This is a genomic window from Streptomyces violens (genome assembly GCF_000717745.1).
In the GTDB taxonomy this organism is placed as follows: domain Bacteria; phylum Actinomycetota; class Actinomycetes; order Streptomycetales; family Streptomycetaceae; genus Streptomyces; species Streptomyces violens.
The window spans coordinates 370,099-392,500 of sequence record NZ_JOBH01000006.1; the positions used below are offsets into that span (position 1 = coordinate 370,099).

Genomic DNA, 22,402 nt, shown 5'->3' on the forward strand with positions numbered 1-22,402 from the left:
CACAGGCTCTCAGAGCGCTGCGATGTCCGTGGCCGTGCCGAGGTACGTCTCGCCGAAGGCCGCCGCCGCGGCGTCCGACGCGAGGAGCTGCCGCATCCGGGCCGCCGCCGTGCCCGCGCGGAAGGGGTCGCCGGACGAAGCCCCGTGCATGACCTCGGACAGCCACTGGGAGAACTCCTGGTACTGCCAGATCTTTCCCAGGCAGGCGTCCGAGTAGCGGGCGAGCGGCTGTTCGTCCCCGGACGTGCAGGCCGCGATGAGTGCCTGGGCGAGCAGCAGCGCGTCGTGCACTGCCAGGTTCATGCCCTTGGCCGCGATCGGCGCGACCAGGTGGGCCGACTCGCCGGCGAGGTACACGCGGCCGTAACCCATCGGCTCGACCACGTAGTTGTGCATGTCCAGGACCGTCTTCTCGATGATCCGGCCCTCGGTGAGCGGCTGCGCGCCGGTCGCGGCGAGGCGGGTGCGCAGCTCGCTCCAGATCCGTTCGTGCGGCCAGTTCGCGGGGTCGTCGCCCGGCGGGCACTCCAGGTAGTACCGGGTGACCTCGGGCGTGCGCGCCATGTGGGCGCTGAAGCCGCGCTCGTGGATGCCGAAGACGACGCCCTCGGCGGACGGCGGGGCCTCGGCGAGCAGCGCGAGCCAGCCGATGCCGTAGTCCAGGCGGGAGATGCGGAGTTGATCGGCGGGTATCGCGGCGCGCGCCACGCTCCGCGCGCCGTCGCAGCCGGCTATGTACGCGCAGTCGATGCGGTGCCGTTCGCCCGTCTCCGGATCGGTGTACGAGACGGACGGCCGGTCCGTGTCGATGTCGGCCGGCCGGACGTCCCGTACGCCGAAGCGGATGTCGCCGCGGGCCGCGTCCGCGTAGGCGGCGACCAGGTCGGTCACCAACAGCGGCTGCGGGTAGACGAAATGACTCTGCCCGGAGAACCGGCCCGGCTCCACCACGTGGCGCTCGCCGTCCCACCGGAACTCGAACGTCCGCTGCCGCTCGGCCCGTTCCAGCAGTCCGCCGGCCAGCCCGTGCCGGTCCAGGGCGTGTACCACCCACTCCTCGATGAAGCCGGCCCGCGGCCGCTGTTCGATGAACTCCCGGCTCTCCGCCTCCAGTACGACACAGTCGACGCCCGCGGCGTGCAGGACGTTCGCGAGCGTCAGCCCGGCGGGGCCGGCGCCGATGATGACGACGGACGTACGGTGCGCCTGATCGGCGCGGGAAGGCGAGGCAGCAGGGGAGTCGGCCACGGTGGTGGATTCCTTCAGGTGGTGCCGGAACGGGAACTGGTGGCAGTGTATGGCCGAACTGGCAGGTCAGGGGCGTCGCGTGGCGGCGTAGGTACGTACGTCCAAGGACAACGGCGTCGAGTGCTCCGCGAAGCCGAGGGCGCGGTACAGGGCCTCCGCCTCGTCGGTGGCGTGCAAGTCGACGCGGGACACGCCCTGTTCGGCCAGCCAGGTCAGCAGCGCTTCGGTGGTCGCGCGGGCGTAGCCGCGGCCGCGGTACTCCGGATCCGTGCACACGTTGAAGATGAAGGCGAAGCGTCCCGTGGGGTGCTGCGGTGCGGGGAGCCGCTGCTCGACCGTGCCCACCGCGCAGGCGGCCAGCCGGGGAGCGGCGCCTTCGTCCGCCGCGCCGTCCGCGTCCACGACGAAGGCGCCCAGTACCGGGTCGGGGCCCGAGAGCTGCCGGCGGGCGATCTCCGCGGCGGTCTTTTCCCAGCTGCCGGGCTCGTCGGAGCCGTTCATCGACGCGAACATCAGCCGACGCAGCCGTACCAGTTCCTCGGCGTCCTCGGGGCCTGCCTGTCGTATCTCGATCATGGCCGGACGCTAGCGCACGTGCGCGCGAGCACGCGCGTGTGTTGTCGCGTGTGTCATGCAGCGCGGCGCACTGGCCATTAGCGGCTTTTTGGGTGTTTTGGGACGCTGGGAGCGGAGAACCGGTCCAGTGGAGGTGTGGAAACCATGCCCGAACCAGGGAGCAAGAAGTTCGACAGGCGACGGGCGCAGCTCCGTCGGGAAGCCGAGGACCAGGGAATCCCGGACAAGCACGCGAACGAGGACGCGAAGGGGCGGCTCGAGGACGATCCGCAGTGGCAGACCCACGGCCCCCGGACGGAGCGTGGGCTCGGCCCGAAGGGGCAGCGCAACGAGCGCGACGACCAGCGGAAGTCCTGAGCCGGCGGAACCCCTGAGCCGGCGAACTCCTGAGGAGGACGCGGTGAGCAAGAGCAAGAACCCGCAGTCGAACGAACTGCGCCGCAGTGGCAAGAGCGCGGCCGTACAGGACGCGGCGGAAGCCAAGGCGGGCTCCGACCGGAAGGTGGGCCCCGGCGGCGCCGAGCACGCACACGGTACCGACAAGGGCCGCAAGGGCGGTGGCCCGGGCGGCGGTGTACCTGCTGATCAGCGCCCCGACCACCCGTAAGCCCGTCGACCACCCAAAGTCCCGTCCGCTGTCCGCGCCCCGGCCCCTCCAGGCCGGGGCGCGGACGGCTGTCAGCCCAGCCGGGGGATCTCGATCGCGGGGCAGCGGTCCATGACCATGTCGAGTCCGGCGGCGCGGGTGCGCTCGTAGGCCGCCTCGTCGATGACGCCGAGCTGGAACCAGACCGCCTTGGCGCCGATGGCGACGGCCTCGTCGGCGACCTGGCCCGCAAGGGAGCTGTTCACGAAGGTGTCGACGACGTCGACCTCGAAGGGGATGGCGTCGAGGGAGGGGTAGCCCTGCTCCCCGTGCACCGGCTCGGCCTTCGGGTGCACGGGGACGATGCGTTTGCCGAATCGCTGCAGTACTTCCGCGACGCCGTACGCGGCCCGCCGCTGGTTCGAGGACAGGCCGACGATGGCCCAGGTGTCCCCGAGCTCCGTCAGGATCCTGCGAATGGTCGCCGAGTCGTCATCGCCGTACATGGGTGCCTCCTGGCGGTTGTCGTGCGGTGCCTGCCTCACGGTTGCCCCCCTCATGATTGCCCCTCCTCATGATTGCCCCTCGCTGACCAGGGGGTTTTCCGGTCGGGAATGATTCTCCCAGGGCGTTCGTTGAAGAGAGCGGTCGCAGTTTTTGCTTGTGTTTGTGCAGTCGCATGCTCGCAGAGAAACGATGTTGCGAGCGCGGAGCTTTCCTTCCAGGAGCAGTCGCGTCGTGAGGCGGCCGGGATCTCGCACGGTGCGAGTTCCGACACAGCCCCTGTAAGGAGCAGCAAATGACTCAGGGAACCGTGAAGTGGTTCAACGCCGAGAAGGGCTTCGGCTTCATCGCCCAGGCCGACGGCCCGGACGTCTTCGTGCACTACTCGGAGATCGACGGCGCGGGCTTCCGCAGCCTCGATGAGAACCAGCAGGTCGAGTTCGACGTCGTCCAGGGCCCCAAGGGCCCGCAGGCCGTGGATGTCCGCGCGCTCTGAGCCAGTGATGGCATGAGATGACATGACGAGGTGCCCGTACCGGGAGGTACGGGCACCTCGTTTTTTACGGCTCCCGGCTCCCGGCTCCCGGTTCGTGGCCGGAAAGCGCCTTACGGACAGCTTTCCGGCCGCTCTACGTTGACCTCGTGACCAGATTTCGAAATTGGTCATGGAGTCAGACGGCCAGGACGAGCAGCATGGGGGCGGCGAACACGTGGAGCGTGGCGAGCGGATTCTGGAGGCGGCGGGGGAGCTGCTGGTCGCATGGGGGTACCGGCGCGTCACCATCGACGAGATCGCCCGCCGCGCCCAGGTAGGCAAGGGCACGGTCTATCTGCACTGGAAGACCAAGGACGCGCTCTTCCTCGCCGTCGTCCTGCGGTCCAAACTCCGCAGCCACCGCTCCCAGCTGGCCCGTATGCGGACCGACCCGCTGGAGGTCCTGCCGAGCCGCATGATGAGCGGGTTGTACCAGGACTTCCTGGCGGACCCCGTACTGCGCGCCTTCTACAACGACGACGCCGACATCCTCGGCCGGTTCAACGACATCGCCAAGAAGGAGCTCGCCGAACTCACGTCGTACGGAGATCAGGTGGTGCGCCGCTGGCTCGAAGTGCTGCGCGAACACGGGCTCATACGGCTGGACATGGACGTCGTGCAGCAGCAGTACGCGCTGCTGGCCACGGCCTCCGGTTTCTTCCTGACCGAAGCGCTGCTCCAGGACCGTGCCCCGCACGCCGCGGAGGAACGGGCCCGCATCCTCGCCCACACCCTGCGGAGCGCGCTGGAGACCTCAGCCGACCCCGCCACCAGTACTGGTACCGCCAGTACTGGTACCGCCGCCGTCCGTACCCGCGCGGCCGCGGAAGCCGCCGCGTTGGAGATCATCCCGCTCTACGAGCGCCTCGAAGAGCTCAGCGAGCAGGAAATGCGGCGGCAATTGCGTCATTGACGTGACCGACCCCCCACGACCTGGAGGAACGCACGATGACCGAAGCACCCGCCACCCAGACCTCCCCGATAACCGCTAACGTCGGCAAGCACCCCGGCGAGCCGAACGTCGCCGACCCGGCGCTCCTCGCCGACCCGTTCGCCGGCTACGGCGCGCTCCGTGAGCAGGGGCCCGTCGTCCGCGGCCGGTTCGTGGACGACTCGCCCGTGTGGTTCGTGACCCGCTTCGACGAGGTACGGGAAGTCCTGCGGGACCAGCGGTTCGTGAACAACCCGGCGGTGGTGTCGGCGGACGGCACGCGCGAAGACCCGCTGGCCAGGCTGCTGGACATGCTCGGCATGCCCGAGCACCTGCACGTCTACATGCGCGGCTCCATCCTGAACAACGACGCCCCCGACCACACCCGGCTCCGTCGCCTGGTGTCGCGGGCGTTCACGGCGCGCAAGATCACGAATCTGCGGCCGCGGGTCGAGGAGATAGCCGACGACCTGCTGAACCGCCTCCCCGAGCACGCCGAGGACGGCGTCGTCGACCTGCTCGAGCACTTCGCGTACCCGTTGCCGATCACCGTCATCTGCGAGCTGGTCGGCATCGAGGAGGAGGACCGCCCGCAGTGGCGGACCTGGGGCGCCGACCTCATCACGATGGACCCGGAGCGGGTGGGGAGGGTGTTCCCCGCCATGATCGAGCACATACATGCGCTGGTGAGCGAGCGGCGCGGCGCGCTCACCGACGACCTCATCAGCGAGCTGATCCGGGCCCATGACGACGACGGCGGCCGGCTCAGCGACGTCGAGATGGTCACCATGATCCTCACCCTGGTGCTGGCCGGGCACGAGACCACCGCGCACCTCATCACCAACGGCACGGCCGCGCTGCTCACCCACCCCGACCAGCTCGATCTGCTCCGGTCGGACCCGGCGCTGCTCCCGTCCGCCGTCCACGAGCTGCTGCGCTGGGCCGGGCCGGTGCACATGACCCAGCTGCGGTACGCCGCCGAGGACGCGGAGATCGGCGGCACCTTGATCCGTAAGGGGGAGGCCGTGCAGCTGCTCCTGGTCGCCGCCAACCGCGATCCCCGCCACTACGCCGACCCCGAACGGCTCGACCTGACCCGCCAGCCGACGGGGCGCGGCGAGGACCACGTCGGCTTCGGCCACGGCATGCACTACTGCCTGGGTGCCTCGCTCGCCCGCCAGGAGGGCGAGGTCGCGTTCGGCCGGCTGCTCGCCCGGTATCCCGGTCTCTCCCTCGCCGTCGACCCCGCTGACCTGCAGCGGGCGGCGGTACCGGGGAGCTGGCGGCTGACCGCCCTGCCGGTTCGCCTGTAGGGCCCGTGCCGTCCGTCCGCCTGCAGGAGGGCCCGTGGCGCCCATTAGGGTGGCGTGATGCAGGAGCAGTACGTCACCCTCGCCGCCGAAGGCGTCCACGAGATCGAGATCAACAAGTCTCGCTTCATCTGCGCGCTCGCGCCGGTGGCGACCGAGGCCGAGGCGCAGGAGTTCATCGCCCGCATCCGCAAGGAGCACCCCACCGCCCGGCACAACTGCTTCGCGTACGTCATCGGCGCCGACGGCGGCGTCCAGAAGGCGAGCGACGACGGTGAGCCGGGCGGCACGGCGGGCGTCCCCATGCTCCAGATGCTCGTGCGGCGCGAGATGCGGTACGTCGTCGCCGTCGTCACCCGCTACTTCGGCGGCATCAAGCTCGGCGCCGGCGGGCTGATCAGGGCGTACGGCGGGGTGGTCGGGGAGGCCCTGGACGCGCTGGGCACGGTCACCCGCCGCCGGTTCCGGCTGGTCACGGTTACCGTCGACCACCAGCGGGCCGGCAAGGTCGAGAACGACCTGCGGGCCACCGGGCGCGACGTCCGGGACGTCCGCTACGCCGAGGCCGTCACGATCGAGATCGGCCTCCCGGAGAGCGAGCTGCCCGCCTTCCGCGCCTGGCTCGCCGACGCCACGGCCGGGACCGCCACGCTGGAGCTGGGCGGCGAGGCGTACGGCGAGGGCTAGAACGCCTCTAGCCGGAGAGCGGTGCCCGGCGGCTGTCCTGATTGAGCCCTGCGGTGCGGGGTAACCGGTCACGGCACACCTTTTAGTGAGGAGGTGCGATGACCAGCACCGCTGCACCGAAAACCGACGGGTACGGGCCCGCGCCCGGGTCCGCTCCGCGCGACCCGGAACCCGTACCGCGCGACCCCGAACCGCCCGAGCAGACCCCCGACGAGCCGGCGCCCGCCCCCGGGCCGGGCGCGCCCGACGCGCCTCCGGACGAGCAGCCGGAGACCCCGCCCGGCGCCCCCGCGCCGGAGCCGCCGGACTGATGACCGAGGGTGGTGGGCCGGACGGCGTGGCCAGAGGCCGGCGCGAGACCCCCGAGGAGCGGGCGGACCGGCGATGGGCCGAGCTGCTCCAGGAACTGCGTGTCGCGCAGACGGGCGTACAGATCCTCTTCGGCTTCCTGCTCACGGTCGTCTTCCAGCCCGGCTTCGCGCGCCTGGACGACATCGGCCGGGACATCTACATCGTCACGGTCGTGCTCGGCGCCGCGACGACCGGTTCCCTCATCGGCCCGGTGTCACTGCACCGGCTGGTGACCGGGCACCGCCTCAAGCCGCAGACCGTGACGTGGGCCTCCCGCCTCACCGTGCTCGGGCTGGTGCTGCTGCTGTGCACGATGGTGTCGGCCATGCTGCTCATCCTGCGGGTCGCGCTGCATGGCACCGGTGCGTTGTGGCTGGTGGGCGGCGTGTTCGTGTGGTTCATCCTGTGCTGGTTCGTGCTGCCGGTGTGCGCGCTGTGCGGCTCCCGGCGCAACGGCGACCGCTGAGCGCGGTCCCGCGCGGCTGCACCTCCAACGCCGTGACCGTACCGGTCGGTTCGTACGGCGCCGCGTGCCCATGCGTACTCGACCCAGACCGCCGCGTCGACGAAGCCCGGACACCGCGTGGCCTGCCACTTTCCGTTCGCAGGCGTAGCCTCGGGAGTGCCGGTGCGCTGAGCGGCCGCGCACGGGATCCGTCCCGCGGTCCGTACTTCCGGCGGTTTCGGACGGGAGGTACCGGGGTGTCGTCCACGCGTGTTCCCGGCCCACGGATGACACTGTGGGGCGAACGGATCAGGCCGGGCCCGGGCCCCGTGCGCCGCGGAGCGGGAGGCCGGTGCGGGGCAGCCCGGCCGGAGCGAAAGGAGTGACGTCCAGCATGGCGTCGACCGAACCTGTGCCAGGAGTTCCGTGCTGGGTCAGCCTGAGCGCGCGCGACCTGAAGGGGGCCGAGGAGTTCTACGGCGCGGTACTGGGCTGGACCTTCCGGCCCGGGGCGCTGGGCGAGGAGTTCTCCGTCGCCTTCATGGACGGCAACCCGGTCGCGGGCCTGGGCGAGCTCGCGGGCGCCCTGCACGTCGCCGTCGCCTGGACCCCCTATTTCGCCGTCGCGAACGCGAACGACTGCGCCGCCCGGATCAGGGAGCGCGGCGGCACGGTCGCCGTCGGCCCCCGGTCCTTCGGGCCCGGCCGCGCCGCGATCTCCGCCGACCGGGACGGTGCCACCTTCGGGATCTGGGAGGGGCGCGTCCCCGCCGGCTGGTCCGTCGGCCAGGGCAGCGCGCCGGCCTGGCTGGAGCTGCGGACGCGGGACGCGTTCGACGCCGCCATCTTCTACGCCGAGGTCCTGCAGTGGGCGGCCGAGGAGGGCAAGGGCTGCGACGTGGCGTACGAGCAGGAGCGCGTGATCGTGCGCGAAGGCGACCACACGGTGGCCGAGCTGCGCGGGGGAGCGATCGAGTCGGCGCCCGACCCGCACGTCCGGCCCCGCTGGCACGTGCACTTCTGCGTACCGGACGTGAAGGCGGCCGCCGAGGCCGCCACCGAGACCGGGGGCGCGGTCGTCTCCCCGCCGGTGGAGACCGAGGGCGGCGGCCACCGCTCCACCCTCCGCGACCCGGAGGGCGGGCTCTTCACGGTCACGGAAGGCATCTGAGGACGCACGCGAGCGCGTTCACGGATGCACCCACACGTTTACGGGTGCGTCTCCTCCAGCAGTACCCGGACCGTGCCGAGCGTGGTGTCCCTGGCGTCCGGCAGGTTCATGCCCGCCTCGATGCCGGTCCGCAGGTAGTGCAGTACGGGCGCGGTGAGCCGTTCGCCGGGCAGCGCCGCGGGGATGCCCGGCGGGTACGGGGTCAGCATCTCCGCCGCGATCCGCCCGGCCGCCCTGGCCACCGGCACGTCCTCCGTCGCCCCGAAGAACCCGTCCCGCGGCAGGCACGCCTGCTCCAGCCGCAGCGTGGCCGGCGGCGGGATCTCGATCTCCGGCGCCGGGCGCAGCTCCGGCGCCGCCCGGCTGAGATCCTGCAGCGCGGCAAGCAGCCGGTCGGCGGTGGAGCGGTCGTCGGCGTGCGTGATCTGTGTGCTGATCCGGCGGTGGTCGGAGAGGTGGGCGTCGATGCCACGGTGCGCGCGCAGCCAGTCGGCGCAGCAGTACCCCGTCGTGCCCAGCTCGCTGACGTCGATCACCACGGGCAGCGGGTCGAAGTCGTGCCCGAGCCCGGGCCCGCAGAAGTCGGCACGGTCGTTGACGTGCAGCCCGTCGATCTTCTCGATCCCGGTCCGGACCTCCGCCGCCAGCTCCAGCGCGTGGCCGAGCAGCTCCTCGCCGTGCAGCATCATCTGCCGCCGCCAGCCGTCCATGCCCGCGTACAGCAGTACCGAGGGACTGGTCGTGCCGAGCAGGTCGGCGCGGGACTTCAGCAGCGCCGGGTCGATCAGGTCGCCGCCCAGATGGAACACCGAACCCTGCTCCAGACCGCTGCCCATCTTGTGGATGCTGGTCACGCAGACATCGGCGCCCGCGTCCATGGCCCAGGACGGCAGATCGGGATGGAAGGGCAGATGCGCGCCCCACGCCTCGTCCACGATCAGCGGCCGGCCGCGGCGGTGGCAGACCTCGGCGATGGCCGCGATGTCGGCGCAGCTTCCGTACGGTGTGGGGCTGGTGACCAGCGCGCCGCGGGCGTCCGGGCAGGCGTCGAAGGCGGCTTCGTACGCCTCGGCCGAGGGCGCGTGCGCCAGGTGCCGCTCCGCGTCCCACTGCGGTTCCACCCAGACCGGGTTGACGCCCGAGAGGATGAGGCCGGACACCACGGACTTGTGCGCGTCCCGGCCGATCAGCAGCTTCTCGTGCGGCCCCGCGACGGCCAGCATCGCCGCCTTGACGGACAGCGAACTGCCGCAGGTGGAGAAGAAGGTGTGCGACGCGTGTACGGCCTCGGCCATCAGGTTCTCGGCGCGCTCCAGCACCCGGCCCGACGTCCGCCGGTCGTCCAGGCCCCCGCTGGCCAGCACGTCGTCGCGGAAGACGGCGTCGCCCAGCACCTCGCGGACCCGGGGGTCGGCGCCGCGGGCCTGCTTGTGTCCGGGCGGCGTGAAGGAGAGCCGCCCGAGCTCGCGGTAGTCGGCGAGCGCTTCGAGAACCGGGGCCTGCGTGTGATCCTGTGCCATGTACCCACGGCTTCCCGCGGGCGGGTGACGTCAATCCGGGCATATGCCCTGAGCGGTAACGAGACAGGCTCCCCCGAACGCGCTTGAACGTAAGCCCGGCGGGCGGTGGAGCGACGCATACTGGCGGCATGGACAGCGAGCCGTCGGACACATCAGGCGCCGACCGGGGCGACGGGTACGCATGCGAGCACGAGGCCGAGCAGCGGTACCGCACAGCGGAGGAACGCGACCGCCTGGCCGATGAGCGGGACCGCGCCGCGGACGAGCGCGAGCGCCTGGCCGATGAACGGGAACGCCTCGCCGACGACCGGGAGCGTGCCCTGGACGACCGGGAGCTGCGCCTCTCCGAGCTGGAACGCCGGCTGGACCACCGCGCACAGCAGATGGGGGTGATGACGGCCGGCAGCCGGCAGCGGTCGTACGAGGCGGTGGAGCGATCCCGCGCCCTGCTCGACGCGACCGCCGCGGGCCTCGACCGGAGCCGCGCGGCGCTGCGCCGCGCGGACGCCAGCGACGACCGCGACCAGAAATCCGTCGACCGTGAGCTCAGGGCTTCGGAGCGGCAGGCGGCAACCGGCGGCGGCGAACAGCCACCGGGGGCGGACCTCTCCGACGAGGCGGACGAGGGGGTCCTCGGCGAGGGGACGAGTCCCGACGAGGCGGTGGCCCGGCTGCGTGCGCAGTTCCTCGCGGCGGCGGTCGGGCTGGCCGACGCCGAGGACGAGGTCGCCCGCCGCCACGACTGCCTCATGGCGGAGGACCCGGACGCCGCGGACGACCACCGGCGCCAGGCCGAACGATCCCGTGAGGTGGCACAGTGCGCACGCGACGTCGTACAGCGGCTCTGCGGCGAGACGTGACAGCGGCGCTCAGGTCCGGCTCCACGACCCCAGGACCATCAGCGTCTTCGTGCCCGTGACCCGGCCCGCGCTGCGCAGCCCGTCGATGACCTGCTGCAGATGGGCGATGTCGCGCACCCGTACCTGGATGAGGGCGTCGGGATCGCCGGCGATGGTGAAGACCGCCTGTACTTCGGGGACGTTGTAGGCCGAGCGCACGATCTCGTTGACCCGCGTCGTGCCGGCGTAGCGCAGCTCCACGAAGGCTTCGATGCCCCAGCCGAGCTTGCTCTGGTCGATCTGCGCGGCGAAGCCGGTGATCACCCCGATGTCCTTGAGCCGGTCCACGCGCCGCTTGACCGCGGCGACCGAAAGACCCACCTCGGCGGACATCTCGGAGAAGGTCCGGCGGCCGTCCTCGCGCAGCAGCCGCAGCAGGCGGTGATCGATGTCGTCGACCTCAGTCATGCAAAGGAATGTATGTCGGAGGCTGTCATTCGTAAATAGTTTGCGGCTTGGCGGCGAGTTTCCTTTCGAGTCTTGTGTGTTCCGCTTCCTGTTGCTGTGCTGTGGGCCGTTCGTCACCACCTCATTTCCGCTCCCTGTTTCCGGGTTTCCGGTCCCTTCACAACGATGTCGAGGAGGCTTGCGTGAGCACCTCACCCGCTGCGGTGTCGCTCGACGACAGGTACACGGCCACCGACGGCCGCGCGCTGATCTCGGGCGTTCAGGCCCTGGTACGGCTGACGCTGGAGCAGCGCCGGCTGGACGAGGCCCGCGGCCTCGACACCCGGGCCTTCGTCAGCGGGTACCAGGGATCGCCGCTGGGCGGCGTCGACCTGGAGATGGGGCGCGCGGCCCGCTTCCTGGACGAGGCGGGCGTGGTCTTCCGGGCGGGCGTCAATGAGGAGCTGGCCGCCACGGCGGTGGCCGGCACCCAGATGCTCGGTCAGGTGCCGGGGCGCCGGCACGAAGGCGTGACCGGCTACTGGTACGGCAAGAATCCCGGCCTGGACCGCGCGGCCGACGCCATCCGGCACGCCACCCTCGCCGGCACCGCGCCGCTCGGCGGGGCGGTGGCCTGGATCGGCGACGACCCGGGCAGCAAGTCCTCCACGGTGCCCAGCTCCTGCGAGCGGATGTGCCAGAGCCTGGCGATGCCCGTCCTCGCGCCCGGGTCCGTCGCGGAGATCATCGAATTCGGGCTGCACGCCGTCGCGCTGTCCCGCGCCTCCGGACTGTGGACCGGCCTGAAGATCGTCGCCGATATCGCCGACGCCTCGGCGACCGTCGACTTCGACGCGGTGCGCCAGGGCATCCCCGAGCCGGACCGCGCCGCGCGCCCCACGGCCCCGGCCCTCGTGGGCCCCGCCGCGCTCGACGCGGAGCACGATATGCTCACCCGCCGCCTCGATCTGGCCCGCGCGTACGCCCGTACGGCAGGGCTCAACAAGGTGACCTTCAGCGCCCGCCGTGCCACCCTCGGCGTGCTCGCCTCCGGTACCTCCTATGCCGTCGTGCAGCGCGCCCTGGACGACCTGGGCCTGGACGAGGCGGCCATGGAGGCGCTGGGCCTCCGGCTGATCCGGATGGGCATGCCGTTCCCCGTCGCGGACGAGGACCTGGTGGCCATGACCGGCGACCTGGAGCAGGTCCTCGTGGTGGAGGACAAGGTGCCCTTCCTGGAAGGTCTGCTCAAGGAGGCGCTGTACCGGACGGCGGACGCGCCCGTCGTCGTCGGGCGCCGGGAGGAGGACGGGCGGCCGCTGCTCACCGCGCGCTCCACATTGGGCGCGGAGGACGTGGCCCGGGCGCTGGCCCGCCGCATCGGCGCCGACCGGCTGCCCGACGGGGCCCGCGCGCACCTGGAGGCACTCGCCCCGGCCCGCCCCGCCCGCATCGCCCTGCCCACCGTCGCGGCCCGCACCCCGTACTTCTGCTCCGGCTGCCCGCACAACACCTCCACCCGCACCGACGACGGCACGCTGGTCGGCGTCGGCATCGGCTGCCACGCGATGATCGCGCTGGACGGCGCCGGGCGCGGTACGCAGATCGGCCTCACCCAGATGGGCGGCGAGGGCGCCCAGTGGATCGGCATCGCGCCCTTCACCGACGACGCGCACTTCGTGCAGAACCTCGGCGACGGCACGTTCCACCACTCCGGCTCGCTCGCCGTGCGCGCCGCCGTCGCCGCCGGCGTCACCATGACGTACAAGCTGCTCTACAACGACGCCGTCGCCATGACCGGCGGCCAGCGCGCCGAAGGCCGCCTCGACATCCCCGCCGTCATCCGGCTGCTCGCCATCGAGGGCGTACGCAAGGTCGTCGTCACCACCGCGGACCCCGGCAGCTACCGTGGCGTGCGGCTGGACCCGATCGCGACCGTGCGGCACCGCGATGAACTACCCGATGTGGAGCGGGAGTTGTCCGCCGTCGAAGGTGTGACGGTGCTGCTGCACGACGACCGGTGCGCCGCCGAGGAGCGGCGGCTGCGCAAGCGCGGCCAACTGCCCACCCCGGTGGAGAAGGTCGCCATCAACGAGCGGGTCTGCGAAGGATGCGGCGACTGCGGCGAGAAGTCGACGTGTCTGTCCGTCCAGCCCGTCGAGACCGAGTTCGGCCGCAAGACCCGCATCCACCAGGCGTCCTGCAACACCGACCTCAGCTGCCTCAAGGGCGACTGTCCGTCCTTCCTGCTCGTCGAGCCCGGCCGCAAGGAGCCCCGGAAGATCCCCGACCTGCCGGTGGAACTGCGCGAACCCGCCCGCCGGTTCGGCCCCGGCGGCACCCTGCTGCGGATGCCCGGCGTCGGCGGCACCGGCGTGGTCACCGTCTCCCAGATCCTCCAGATGGCGGCCCGCTTGGACGGCCTGTACGCGGCCGGGCTGGAGCAGACCGGCCTCGCGCAGAAGGGCGGCCCCGTCCTCAGCGATCTGCGGATCGACAAGACGCCGGTGACCGGCTCGCTGCGCGCCTCGCGCTCCACCGCCGACGTGCTGGTCGGCTTCGACCTGCTCGGCGCCGCCTCCGACAGCAACATGGCGGTGGCGCGCGCCGGTCACACCGTCGCCGTCGTCAACACCGCCGTCGTACCGACCGCCGCCATGGTCACCGGCCGCGTCGTGCTCCCCGGCTCGCCCGACGACGCCCTCGAACGCATCGAGTCGGTCACCCGCCGCGACGACAACCTCTACCTCGACGCGCAGGGCCTGTCCGAAGCCCTCTTCGCCGACCACATGCCCGCCAACATGGTGCTCATCGGCGCCGCCTACCAGCACGGCTGCCTCCCGCTGACCGCCGAGGCCGTCGAGGACGCCATCCGCCTCAACGGCGCCGCCGTCGAGAAGAACCTCGCCGCCTTCCGCTGGGGCCGCGCCGCGGTACTCGACCGCGCAGCCGTCACCGCCGCACTGGCCACCCCCGAACGCCCGGTCGTCGAGATCACCCCGGCTGCCGCGTCGATCGCCGCCGCGCACACCTCCGACGAGGAGCTGCGCAAGGCCGTCGCCACCCGCACCGCCGACCTCATCGACTACCAGGACGAGCGCTACGCCCGCCGGTACGCCGACGACGTCGCCCGCGTCGCGGCTCTCGCCCAGGAGCGCGCCGGCGCCGAAGCCGGTACCTCCATCGCCCTCGCCTACGCCCGCGGCCTGCACAAGCTCATGGCGTACAAGGACGAGTACGAGGTCGCCCGGCTGCACCTCGACGCCACCGAACAGGCCAAACTGCGCGACGAGTTCGGCGCCGGATCGGCCGTCTCCGTCCTCCTCCACCCGCCCGTCCTGCGCGCCCTCGGCATGAAGCGCAAGATCCGGCTGCGCCGCACCGCGCCGGCCGCCTTCCGGGCCCTGCGCGCCGGCCGCGTGCTGCGCGGCACCTCCCTGGACCTCTTCGGATACGCCGAGGTCCGCCGCGTGGAGCGCGCCCTGATCGGCGAGTACCGCCAGTTGGTGCGCGGCGCGCTCGCCCAGCTCACGCCGGAGAACACCGACGCCGTGCGCGCCGTCGCGGAACTGCCGGACCTCGTACGCGGGTACGAGGACATCAAGCTCGCGCGCGTCGCGGACTTCCGCGAGCAGGCCCGCGCCGCGCTCGCGGCGCTCGGTACCACCCCCGCCCGCGCCTCAGCGGGCACGCACACGGAGGCACGATGACCGTCGACCGGCTGCTGCCCACCCAGGAGGCCGAGGATCTGCTCGACCTCACCCGCGACATCGCCGACAAGGAGCTCGCGCCCCACGTCGACAAACACGAGCGCGAAGAGCGGTACCCGGAGGGCCTGTTCGCCACCCTGGGCGCGGCCGGGCTGCTCGGCCTGCCCTACCCGGAGGAGTACGACGGCGGGGGTCAGCCGTACGAGGTGTACCTCCAGGTCATCGAGGAACTGGCGGCCCGCTGGGCGGCCGTCGCGGTGGCCACCAGCGTGCACACCATGTCCGCGTACGCGCTGATGACCTACGGCACCGAGGAGCAGCGGCAACGCTGGGCGCCGGACATCCTCGGCGGCGGCCTGGTCGGCGGCTACAGCCTCTCCGAGCCGCAGGCCGGCTCCGACGCCGCCGCGCTGACCTGCAAGGCCGTGCGGGAGACGGGCGGTTACCGGATCACCGGCAGCAAGGCGTGGATCACCCACGGCGGCAAGGCCGACTTCTACACGCTCTTCGCCCGCACCGCCGCCGGCAGCCGCGGCATCTCCTGCTTCCTCGCGCCCGGCGCCACCGAAGGACTGACCTTCGGACGGCCCGAGGAGAAGATGGGCCTGCACGCGATCCCGACCACCGCGGCGCACTGGGACGGCGCGCTCATCGAGGCGGACCGGCTGATCGGCAGCGAGGGCCAGGGCCTGCAGATCGCCCTGTCCGCGCTGGACTCCGGGCGGCTGGGCATCGCGGCCTGCGCCACCGGCGTCGCGCAGGCGGCCCTGGACGCGGCCGTCACCTACGCCAACGAACGCACCGCCTTCGGCCGGAAGATCATCGACCATCAGGGCCTCGGCTTCGTCCTCGCCGACATGGCCGCTGCCGTCGACTCGGCACGCGCCACGTACCTCGACGCGGCCCGCCGCCGCGACGCGGGCCACCCCTACAGCCGCCAGGCCAGCGTCGCCAAGCTCATCGCCACCGACGCCGCGATGAAGGTCACCACTGACGCGGTGCAGGTCTACGGCGGTTACGGTTACACGCGGGACTTCCCGGTCGAGCGTTACATGCGCGAAGCCAAGATCATGCAGATCTTCGAGGGGACGAACCAGATCCAGCGGCTGGTGATCAGCAGACAGCTCTCCCGGCCGTGAACCGCGGGTAATGGGGAGGATGACGATGTACGCGAGGTCCCTGGGGGACGACGGCGCGGAGCTGTGCCCGCTCGAACCGTGGCAGGCCGAGGAGTTCCTCGCCCACATCGAGCGGGGGCGGGAGTTCATCGGGCAGTACGTCGGCCTGCCGGACGTCGTCACGGACCTGGAGTCGAGCCGCGCGTACCTCCGTTCGTACGCGGAGAAGGCCGCGGCCGACACCGGGCGTATCCACGGCATTTGGACGGACGGCAAGCTGGTCGGCGGGGTCCTCCTCCGGACGATGGACCTCGCGAGCGGCACCGCCGAGGCGGGCTGCTGGCTGGAGCCGTCGGCGGCGGGCAGGGGACTGGTGACCAGGGCCGCTCGCGTGCTCATCGACTGGGCAGTCGAGGAGCGCGGCATCCACCGCGTGGAGTGGCACGTCTCCTCGGCGAACGCGCCCAGCATCGCCGTGGCCCGGCGGCTCGGCATGACCAAGGACGGCGTCCTGCGCGAGAGCTACCCCTACCGCGGCAAGCGGCACGACATGGAGGTCTGGTCGGTCCTCGCCCCGGAGTGGCGCGCGGGCAAGGGGGTTTTGGCGTGCTGACCGATGAACTGCGGCAGGAACTGCCGGACGGGCGGCTGGTGGAGGACCCGGAGGTCGCCGCCGGGTTCGTGCACGACGAGGCGGAGTGGGCGCCGCACGGCACGCCCCGCGCCGTCGTCCGGCCGCGCACGGCGGAGGAAGTACGCACCGTGGTCCGCGCCTGTCTGCGGCACGGCGTCCCCCTCGTCACCCGCGGCGCCGGCACCGGCCTCTCCGGCGGCGCCAACGCCGTGGAGGGCTGTGTCGTGCTGTCGACGGAGCACATGAACACGATCCATGAGATCGACCCCGTGGAACGGCTCGCGGTCGTCGGGCCCGGCGTCGTCAACGACGACCTGCGCGCCGCCTGCGCCGAGCACGGCCTCTGGTACCCGCCGGACCCGGCCAGCGCCCCCTGGTCCACCATCGGCGGCAACGTCGCGACCAACGCGGGCGGCCTGTGCTGCGTGAAGTACGGCGTCACGCGGGACTACGTACTCGGGCTGGAGGCCGTCACCGGCACCGGCGAGCTGGTCCGGCTGGGGCGGCGGACCGCCAAGGGCGTCGCCGGGTACGACCTCGCCGGGCTCCTCGTCGGCTCCGAGGGCACGCTCGGCGTGATCACCGAGATCACCGTACGGCTGCGCCCGCAGCGCGAGCCGGAGCGCACGGTCGCCGGGTACTTCTCCTCCGTCGTGGACGCCGGCCGCGCCGTCGCCGCGGTCGGCGCCGCCGGGCTCACCCCCTCGGCGCTGGAGCTGATCGACCGGCACTGCCTGGCCGCCGTCGACAAGTGGAAGAACATGGGCCTGTCGGTCGACGCGGACGTGGTGCTGCTCGGCCGTACGGACGCGCCCGGGCCGGCGGGCGAGCAGGAGGCCGCGCACATGCTGGCCTGCTTCGAGGAGGCGGGCGCCACGTGGGCCGCACAGTCCACCGACCAGGAGGAGGCCGACGCGCTGTTCGCCGCCCGGCGGCTCGCCTACCCGGCGCTGGAACGCCTCGGCCCGGTCCTCACCGAGGACGTCTGCGTCCCCAAGGCCGCGGTACCGGAGATGCTCGCCCGCATCGAGCGTGCCGCCGCCCGCCACGACACCCTCATCGCCAACATCGCGCACGCAGGCGACGGCAACCTCCACCCGCTGCTGATCACCCCGCCCGGCGACACCGCGGCCCCGGAGCGCGCCCAGGCCGCCTTCCACGAGATCATCGCGGACGCGATCGACCTCGGCGGCACGGTCACCGGCGAGCACGGCGTCGGACTCCTCAAGCGCGACGGCCTGGCACAGGAGCTGTCCCCGCCCGTCCTGGACATGCACCACGCGATCAAGGCCGCGCTGGATCCGCACGGCATCCTCAACCCCGGCAAGGTCTTCCCGCAGCGCTGACCGCCGCTGACCGCGCCTGTACGGACCTGTACGCACCTGCCGCCCCCGTCCCCCCGCGCACTCCGCTGATGCAAGAATGAGGCCGGTGAGGGGCGGGGTGGCCCAGGGGCTCGTGAAGGGGACGACGTGCAGGCCGGAGCGGATCTTTGAGAATCTTGCACACCTCCGACTGGCACCTCGGGCGCTCGTTCCACCGCGTGAACATGCTCGGTCACCAGCGCGCCTTCCTCGACCACCTCATCGAGACCGTCCGTGACCAGCAGGTCGACGCGGTGCTCGTCGCGGGCGACGTGTACGACCGGGCCGTCCCGCCGCTCGCCGCCGTCGAGCTCTTCGACGACGCGCTGCACCGCCTCGCCGACCTCGGCGTGCCCACCGTCATGATCTCCGGGAACCACGACTCGGCCCGCCGGCTCGGCGTCGGCGCCCGCCTCATGGCGAAGGCCGGCATCCACCTGCGCACCGACCCGGCCGGCTGCGGCACCCCCGTCGTGCTCGCCGACGACCACGGCGACGTGGCCTTCTACGGCCTGCCGTACCTGGAGCCGGCGCTGGTCCGCGACACCCTCGGCGCCGAGAAGGCCCGCCACACCCAGGTGCTGCGCGCGGCCATGGACCGGGTACGGGCCGACCTCGCCACCCGCCCCGACGGCACCCGCTCCGTCGTCCTCGCGCACGCCTTCGTCACCGGCGGCGCACCCAGCGACAGCGAGCGCGACATCACCATCGGCGGCGTCGCCTCCGTACCGGCCGAGGTCTTCGACGGCGTGCACTACGCGGCCCTCGGCCATCTGCACGGCTGCCAGACGATCACCGAGCGGGTGCGGTACTCCGGCTCCCCGCTCGCGTACTCCTTCTCCGAGGTGCACCACCGCAAGTCGATGTGGCTGATCGACCTGGGCGCGGACGGCGCCGTGGAGGCCGAGCGGCTGCCGTGCCCCGTGCCGCGCCCGCTCGCCCGCCTCCGCGGCCGCCTGGAGGACCTGCTCGCCGACCCGGACCTCGCCGAGCACGAGGAGTCCTGGATCGAGGCCACCCTCACCGACCCCGCGCGCCCGCACGAGCCGATGGCCCGGCTCACCGAGCGCTTCCCGCACACCCTTGCCCTCGCCTTCGAGCCCGAAGCGCGTGACGGCGGGCCCGAGGTCTCCTACGCGCAGCGGCTGCGCGGCCGCAGCGACCAGGAGATCGCCGAGGACTTCGTGGCCCACGTACGGCCGGGCCGCGCCGCCGACGCGGCCGAACGCGCCCTGCTCGGCGCCGCGCTCGACGAGGTACGGACCGACCAGGCGGCGAAGGAGTCTGCGTGAAGCTGCACCGGTTGACGCTCACCGCCTTCGGGCCGTTCGGCGCCGCCCAGACCGTCGACTTCGACCGGCTCTCCGGCGCCGGACTCTTCCTGCTGCACGGCCCGACCGGCGCCGGCAAGACCTCCGTCCTGGACGCCGTCTGCTTCGCACTGTACGGCTCCGTGCCCGGCGCGCGCCCCGGCGGGCAGTCCCTGCGCAGCGCCCTCGCGGCCCCCGGCACGTCCACCGAGGTCGTCCTCGACCTGACCGTCGCCGACCGCCGGCTGGAGATCACCCGGCGGCCCGAGCAGCCCCGCCTGAAGAAGCGCGGCACGGGCACGACGATGGAGAAGGCGTACAGCGCGCTGCGCGAGTACGACCCGGCGGCGGGGGAGTGGAAGGCGCTCAGCCGGTCCCACCAGGAGATCGGCGAGGAGATCCAGCAGCTGCTCGGCATGAGCAAGGAGCAGTTCTGCCAGGTCGTGCTGTTGCCGCAGGGCGAGTTCGCGAAGTTCCTGCGGGCCGACGCCGAGGCCCGCGCCAAGCTGCTCGGCCGGCTCTTCGACACCCGGCGCTTCGCCGCCCTGGAGGAACGGCTCGCCGGGCTGCGGAAGACGGCGGCCGACCGGGTCACCGCCGCCGACGACCGGCTGCTCGCGCTCGCCCACCGGATGGCGCAGGCGGCGGGCGACACTCCGGACCTGCGTGATGCGTCGGTGCCGGCGCCGGGGGCGGGGGAGGAGCCCGCCACCGGTACGGGTCGTGGCTCCGCTACCGGGACGGCTCGCGGCTCCCGTACGCGGGCGAAGAAGCCCGCCGTGAAGCCGGCCGTACGGACGGACGCCGCGCCCGCGCCCGGCGAACCGGGCTTCGCCGCCACCGTCCTGGCCTGGGCGGCCGTCGCCCGGGCCGGCGCACGCGAGCGGCTGGAGATCGCCGAGGCGGCCGCCGCCACGGCCGAGACCGCGGCGACCGAGGCGGCCCGCACCCTGGAGGAGACCCTCGAACGCGCCCGGCTCCAGCAGCGGCACGCCGAGGCCCGCCGCCGCGCCGACGCCCTCGACGCGCAGACGGCCGACCGCGACCGGGCCCGGCAGCGGCTGGACCGCGCCCGCAAGGCCCAGCGCGTCGCCCCCGGGCTCGCCCTGCGCGACGCCGCCTGGCGCGACCACGAAGCGGCGCAGGCCGCCGAACGCCGCTCCCGCGAGCGGCTGCGCCCCGACCTCGTGGACGCGGGCAGCGACCAACTGGCCGCGCTGGAACACCGGTTGAGAGGCGAGCTCGGCTCCCTCGATGCAGCCCGCCGCGACGAGCGCCGCGCCGCCGAGATCGCCACCGAACGCGCCGCACTGGACCGCGAGGCCCGCGCCGACGAACAGACCCTCCTGGACGCCGACGACTGGCTGACCGGCTGGGAAGCCACCCGCACCGAGCACCAGCACCGCATCGAAACCGCCCAGGAGGCGGCGGCCCGCGCCGAACAGCTCGGCGCCCGCCTCGAACCGGCCGAAGCCCGGCTGGCCGCCGCCCGCCGCCGCGACCGTGCCACCGCCGAACTGGCCGACGCCGAGCGGGAGTTGCTGCGGGCCAGGGAGGCTGCGACCGCGGCCCACGAGGAGTGGCTGAAGCTCCGGGAAGCGCGGCTGCACGGCATCGCCGCCGAACTGGCCAAGAACCTGGAGGCCGGCGCGCCGTGCGCCGTCTGCGGCGCGACCGAACACCCGGCACCCGCCCGTACCGAAGCCGATCACGTGGACCGCGACCGGGAGGAGGCCGCGTTCGCCGCGTACGAGTGTGCTGTCTCCGCCCGCGAGGAGGCCGAGCGGGCCGGGCAGTCCGTGAAGGAGGAGCTGGCCGCCGCCACCGCGGGCGCCGGCAACGCGCCGGTCGCCGCGCTCGCCCAGGAACTGGAGGAGCTGCGGGCGGAACACAAGGCCGCGCACGCCACCGGCGCCGGGCTGCACGCCGCCCGCGAAGCCCTCGCCCGCGCCGAGCGCGAGTACGAGCGGCGCCGCGCCGAACAGCAGGCCGCCCAGCAGCGCACCGCGGCCCGCGACTCCCGCCGCGAGGCCCTGGACCGCGAGGAGAACGCGCTGACCGAAGGGCTGCGCCGGGCACGCGGCGACAGCGCGAGCGTCGCCGAGCGCGCCCACCGCCTGGAACGGCAGACCGCGCTGCTCGCCGAGGCGGTGACCGCGGTACGGGACGCCGAGACCGCCGCCGAGCGCCTGAAGGAAGCCGACGCGGCCCTCGCCGACGCCGCGTACAAGGCGGGCTTCGACACCCCACGGGACGCCGCCGCTGCCCTGCTGAGTGACGACGAATGGCGGCGCGTGCAGGGGCAGTTGGATGCCTGGCAGGCCGAGGAGACCGCGGTCGCGGCGGAGCTCGCCGACCCGCGCACCGCGGACGCCGCTGCCCTGCCGCCCGCCGACACCGAACAGGCCCGTTTCCAAGCGGAATTGACGGCCCGTCGGCTCCGCGAGGCCGCCACCGCCCACGTCACCGCCCGCGAACGCTGCGCCGAACTGGACCGGCTCTCCGCGCGCGCCGAGCACGACGCCCGCGAACTGGCCCCGCTGCGCGCCGAGTACGACCGCGTCGCCCGCCTCGCCTCGCTCACCGCGGGCACCTCGGCGGACAACGAACGCAAGATGCGCCTGGAGTCGTACGTACTGGCAGCGCGCCTCGAACAGGTGGCGGCCGCCGCCAGCGCCCGCCTCACCCGCATGTCGGGTGGCCGCTACACGCTCGTGCACTCCGACGAACGGGCCGGCGGCGCCCGCCGCTCCGGCCTCGGCCTGCATGTCATCGACGCCTGGACAGGCCAGGAACGCGACACGGCCGGGCTCTCCGGCGGCGAGACCTTCTTCGCCTCGCTCTCCCTCGCGCTCGGCCTCGCCGATGTCGTCACCGACGAGGCCGGCGGCACCCGCCTGGACACCCTCTTCATCGACGAGGGCTTCGGCAGCCTCGACGAACAGACCCTCGACGAGGTCCTGGACGTACTGGACTCGCTCCGCGAGCGCGACCGCAGCGTCGGCATCGTCAGCCACGTGGCCGACCTGCGCCAACGCATCCCGGCCCAGCTGGAGGTCGTCAAGAACCGCGCGGGCTCGTCCGTCCGCCTCCGCACCCCCGAGAGCGCCGGCTGA

At 72.8% G+C, this 22,402-nt stretch carries 21 protein-coding genes; 16 read left to right on the forward strand and 5 right to left on the reverse strand.

All coding sequences use genetic code 11. From position 1 onward, the window contains the following. Window positions 1-9: 9 nt before the first annotated feature. On the reverse strand, window positions 10-1,248 hold the full coding sequence (locus IF04_RS0114160; RefSeq protein WP_030255857.1) for a 4-hydroxybenzoate 3-monooxygenase: 1,239 nt from the start codon (window positions 1,246-1,248) through the stop codon (window positions 10-12). A gap of 66 nt (window positions 1,249-1,314) precedes the next feature. After that, window positions 1,315-1,824: a GNAT family N-acetyltransferase gene (locus IF04_RS0114165; RefSeq protein ID WP_030255859.1), complete on the reverse strand. Its 510-nt coding sequence runs from the start codon at window positions 1,822-1,824 to the stop codon at window positions 1,315-1,317. Window positions 1,825-1,968: 144 nt separating this feature from the next. On the opposite strand from IF04_RS0114165, the gene IF04_RS0114170 reads away from it, so the two are divergent. Continuing rightward, the gene (locus IF04_RS0114170) at window positions 1,969-2,181 is read left to right on the forward strand and encodes a hypothetical protein (RefSeq protein ID WP_030255863.1); all 213 of its coding nucleotides are present in this window, start codon (window positions 1,969-1,971) and stop codon (window positions 2,179-2,181) included. Window positions 2,182-2,224: 43 nt separating this feature from the next. Further along, window positions 2,225-2,431 (forward strand): hypothetical protein, encoded by a 207-nt coding sequence (locus tag IF04_RS0114175; protein ID WP_030255866.1) that lies wholly within the window; start codon window positions 2,225-2,227, stop codon window positions 2,429-2,431. 71 nt (window positions 2,432-2,502) lie between these two features. Here the strand turns inward: IF04_RS0114175 and IF04_RS0114180 are convergent, their stop codons facing one another. Then, complete coding sequence (locus IF04_RS0114180) at window positions 2,503-2,916, reverse strand: CoA-binding protein (protein WP_030255869.1); 414 nt, start codon at window positions 2,914-2,916, stop codon at window positions 2,503-2,505. A gap of 293 nt (window positions 2,917-3,209) precedes the next feature. Between IF04_RS0114180 and IF04_RS0114185 the strand changes: the two genes are divergently transcribed. From IF04_RS0114185 to IF04_RS0114215, 7 genes are all read left to right on the forward strand, one after another. Beyond that, the gene (locus IF04_RS0114185; RefSeq protein WP_030255872.1) at window positions 3,210-3,410 is read left to right on the forward strand and encodes a cold-shock protein; all 201 of its coding nucleotides are present in this window, start codon (window positions 3,210-3,212) and stop codon (window positions 3,408-3,410) included. 169 nt (window positions 3,411-3,579) lie between these two features. Further along, window positions 3,580-4,362, forward strand: a complete 783-nt coding sequence (locus tag IF04_RS0114190; protein ID WP_051831229.1) for a TetR/AcrR family transcriptional regulator — start codon at window positions 3,580-3,582, stop codon at window positions 4,360-4,362. A gap of 35 nt (window positions 4,363-4,397) precedes the next feature. Further along, window positions 4,398-5,693 carry a cytochrome P450 family protein gene (locus tag IF04_RS0114195; RefSeq protein ID WP_030255878.1) on the forward strand — a complete coding sequence of 432 codons (1,296 nt, stop codon included), beginning with the start codon at window positions 4,398-4,400 and terminating at the stop codon, window positions 5,691-5,693. Between the two features lie 57 nt (window positions 5,694-5,750). Continuing rightward, window positions 5,751-6,377: a YigZ family protein gene (locus IF04_RS0114200; RefSeq protein ID WP_030255881.1), complete on the forward strand. Its 627-nt coding sequence runs from the start codon at window positions 5,751-5,753 to the stop codon at window positions 6,375-6,377. Between the two features lie 98 nt (window positions 6,378-6,475). Then, window positions 6,476-6,688: a hypothetical protein gene (locus IF04_RS0114205; protein WP_030255884.1), complete on the forward strand. Its 213-nt coding sequence runs from the start codon at window positions 6,476-6,478 to the stop codon at window positions 6,686-6,688. After that, window positions 6,688-7,194, forward strand: coding sequence for a DUF6328 family protein (locus IF04_RS0114210; RefSeq protein ID WP_030255888.1), 507 nt, complete (start codon window positions 6,688-6,690; stop codon window positions 7,192-7,194). The genes IF04_RS0114205 and IF04_RS0114210 overlap by 1 nt, the downstream gene beginning before the upstream one ends. A gap of 373 nt (window positions 7,195-7,567) precedes the next feature. Then, window positions 7,568-8,344, forward strand: a complete 777-nt coding sequence (locus tag IF04_RS0114215; RefSeq protein ID WP_037959325.1) for a VOC family protein — start codon at window positions 7,568-7,570, stop codon at window positions 8,342-8,344. Window positions 8,345-8,382: 38 nt separating this feature from the next. Here the strand turns inward: IF04_RS0114215 and IF04_RS0114220 are convergent, their stop codons facing one another. Beyond that, window positions 8,383-9,864, reverse strand: a complete 1,482-nt coding sequence (locus IF04_RS0114220) for an aminotransferase class I/II-fold pyridoxal phosphate-dependent enzyme (protein ID WP_030255894.1) — start codon at window positions 9,862-9,864, stop codon at window positions 8,383-8,385. A gap of 128 nt (window positions 9,865-9,992) precedes the next feature. Between IF04_RS0114220 and IF04_RS36600 the strand changes: the two genes are divergently transcribed. Then, window positions 9,993-10,724 (forward strand): hypothetical protein, encoded by a 732-nt coding sequence (locus IF04_RS36600; protein WP_051831230.1) that lies wholly within the window; start codon window positions 9,993-9,995, stop codon window positions 10,722-10,724. Window positions 10,725-10,733: 9 nt separating this feature from the next. Here IF04_RS36600 and IF04_RS0114230 read toward each other — a convergent pair whose 3' ends face one another. Then, the gene (locus IF04_RS0114230) at window positions 10,734-11,171 is read right to left on the reverse strand and encodes an Lrp/AsnC family transcriptional regulator (RefSeq protein WP_030255899.1); all 438 of its coding nucleotides are present in this window, start codon (window positions 11,169-11,171) and stop codon (window positions 10,734-10,736) included. A gap of 182 nt (window positions 11,172-11,353) precedes the next feature. On the opposite strand from IF04_RS0114230, the gene IF04_RS0114235 reads away from it, so the two are divergent. The 6 genes from IF04_RS0114235 (at window position 11,354) to IF04_RS0114260 (ending at window position 22,402) form a co-directional block, all read left to right on the forward strand. Beyond that, complete coding sequence (locus tag IF04_RS0114235; protein WP_030255901.1) at window positions 11,354-14,860, forward strand: indolepyruvate ferredoxin oxidoreductase family protein; 3,507 nt, start codon at window positions 11,354-11,356, stop codon at window positions 14,858-14,860. Beyond that, window positions 14,857-15,999, forward strand: a complete 1,143-nt coding sequence (locus tag IF04_RS0114240; protein WP_030255904.1) for an acyl-CoA dehydrogenase family protein — start codon at window positions 14,857-14,859, stop codon at window positions 15,997-15,999. Before IF04_RS0114235 ends, IF04_RS0114240 begins: the two co-directional genes overlap by 4 nt. A gap of 25 nt (window positions 16,000-16,024) precedes the next feature. Beyond that, window positions 16,025-16,591: a GNAT family N-acetyltransferase gene (locus IF04_RS0114245; protein ID WP_030255906.1), complete on the forward strand. Its 567-nt coding sequence runs from the start codon at window positions 16,025-16,027 to the stop codon at window positions 16,589-16,591. An 8-nt stretch (window positions 16,592-16,599) separates the two neighbouring features. After that, a complete protein-coding gene (locus IF04_RS0114250) occupies window positions 16,600-17,958 on the forward strand; it encodes an FAD-binding oxidoreductase (protein WP_425428416.1) in 1,359 nt (452 codons plus the stop codon). Between the two features lie 146 nt (window positions 17,959-18,104). Next, the gene (locus IF04_RS0114255; RefSeq protein ID WP_030255910.1) at window positions 18,105-19,268 is read left to right on the forward strand and encodes an exonuclease SbcCD subunit D; all 1,164 of its coding nucleotides are present in this window, start codon (window positions 18,105-18,107) and stop codon (window positions 19,266-19,268) included. Beyond that, the gene (locus IF04_RS0114260) at window positions 19,265-22,402 is read left to right on the forward strand and encodes an AAA family ATPase (protein WP_030255911.1); all 3,138 of its coding nucleotides are present in this window, start codon (window positions 19,265-19,267) and stop codon (window positions 22,400-22,402) included. The genes IF04_RS0114255 and IF04_RS0114260 overlap by 4 nt, the downstream gene beginning before the upstream one ends.

What these genes read in the sequence shown, in the direction of transcription:
- IF04_RS0114165 (WP_030255859.1), bottom strand. Translation starts at nt 1,824, where the DNA reads ATGATCGAGATACGACAGGCAGGCCCCGAGGACGCCGAGGAACTGGTA.
- IF04_RS0114170 (WP_030255863.1), top strand. Translation starts at nt 1,969, where the DNA reads ATGCCCGAACCAGGGAGCAAGAAGTTCGACAGGCGACGGGCGCAGCTC.
- IF04_RS0114180 (WP_030255869.1), bottom strand. Translation starts at nt 2,916, where the DNA reads ATGTACGGCGATGACGACTCGGCGACCATTCGCAGGATCCTGACGGAG.
- IF04_RS0114185 (WP_030255872.1), top strand. Translation starts at nt 3,210, where the DNA reads ATGACTCAGGGAACCGTGAAGTGGTTCAACGCCGAGAAGGGCTTCGGC.
- IF04_RS0114190 (WP_051831229.1), top strand. Translation starts at nt 3,580, where the DNA reads ATGGAGTCAGACGGCCAGGACGAGCAGCATGGGGGCGGCGAACACGTG.
- IF04_RS0114195 (WP_030255878.1), top strand. Translation starts at nt 4,398, where the DNA reads ATGACCGAAGCACCCGCCACCCAGACCTCCCCGATAACCGCTAACGTC.
- IF04_RS0114200 (WP_030255881.1), top strand. Translation starts at nt 5,751, where the DNA reads ATGCAGGAGCAGTACGTCACCCTCGCCGCCGAAGGCGTCCACGAGATC.
- IF04_RS0114205 (WP_030255884.1), top strand. Translation starts at nt 6,476, where the DNA reads ATGACCAGCACCGCTGCACCGAAAACCGACGGGTACGGGCCCGCGCCC.
- IF04_RS0114210 (WP_030255888.1), top strand. Translation starts at nt 6,688, where the DNA reads ATGACCGAGGGTGGTGGGCCGGACGGCGTGGCCAGAGGCCGGCGCGAG.
- IF04_RS0114215 (WP_037959325.1), top strand. Translation starts at nt 7,568, where the DNA reads ATGGCGTCGACCGAACCTGTGCCAGGAGTTCCGTGCTGGGTCAGCCTG.
- IF04_RS0114220 (WP_030255894.1), bottom strand. Translation starts at nt 9,864, where the DNA reads ATGGCACAGGATCACACGCAGGCCCCGGTTCTCGAAGCGCTCGCCGAC.
- IF04_RS36600 (WP_051831230.1), top strand. Translation starts at nt 9,993, where the DNA reads ATGGACAGCGAGCCGTCGGACACATCAGGCGCCGACCGGGGCGACGGG.
- IF04_RS0114230 (WP_030255899.1), bottom strand. Translation starts at nt 11,171, where the DNA reads ATGACTGAGGTCGACGACATCGATCACCGCCTGCTGCGGCTGCTGCGC.
- IF04_RS0114240 (WP_030255904.1), top strand. Translation starts at nt 14,857, where the DNA reads ATGACCGTCGACCGGCTGCTGCCCACCCAGGAGGCCGAGGATCTGCTC.
- IF04_RS0114245 (WP_030255906.1), top strand. Translation starts at nt 16,025, where the DNA reads ATGTACGCGAGGTCCCTGGGGGACGACGGCGCGGAGCTGTGCCCGCTC.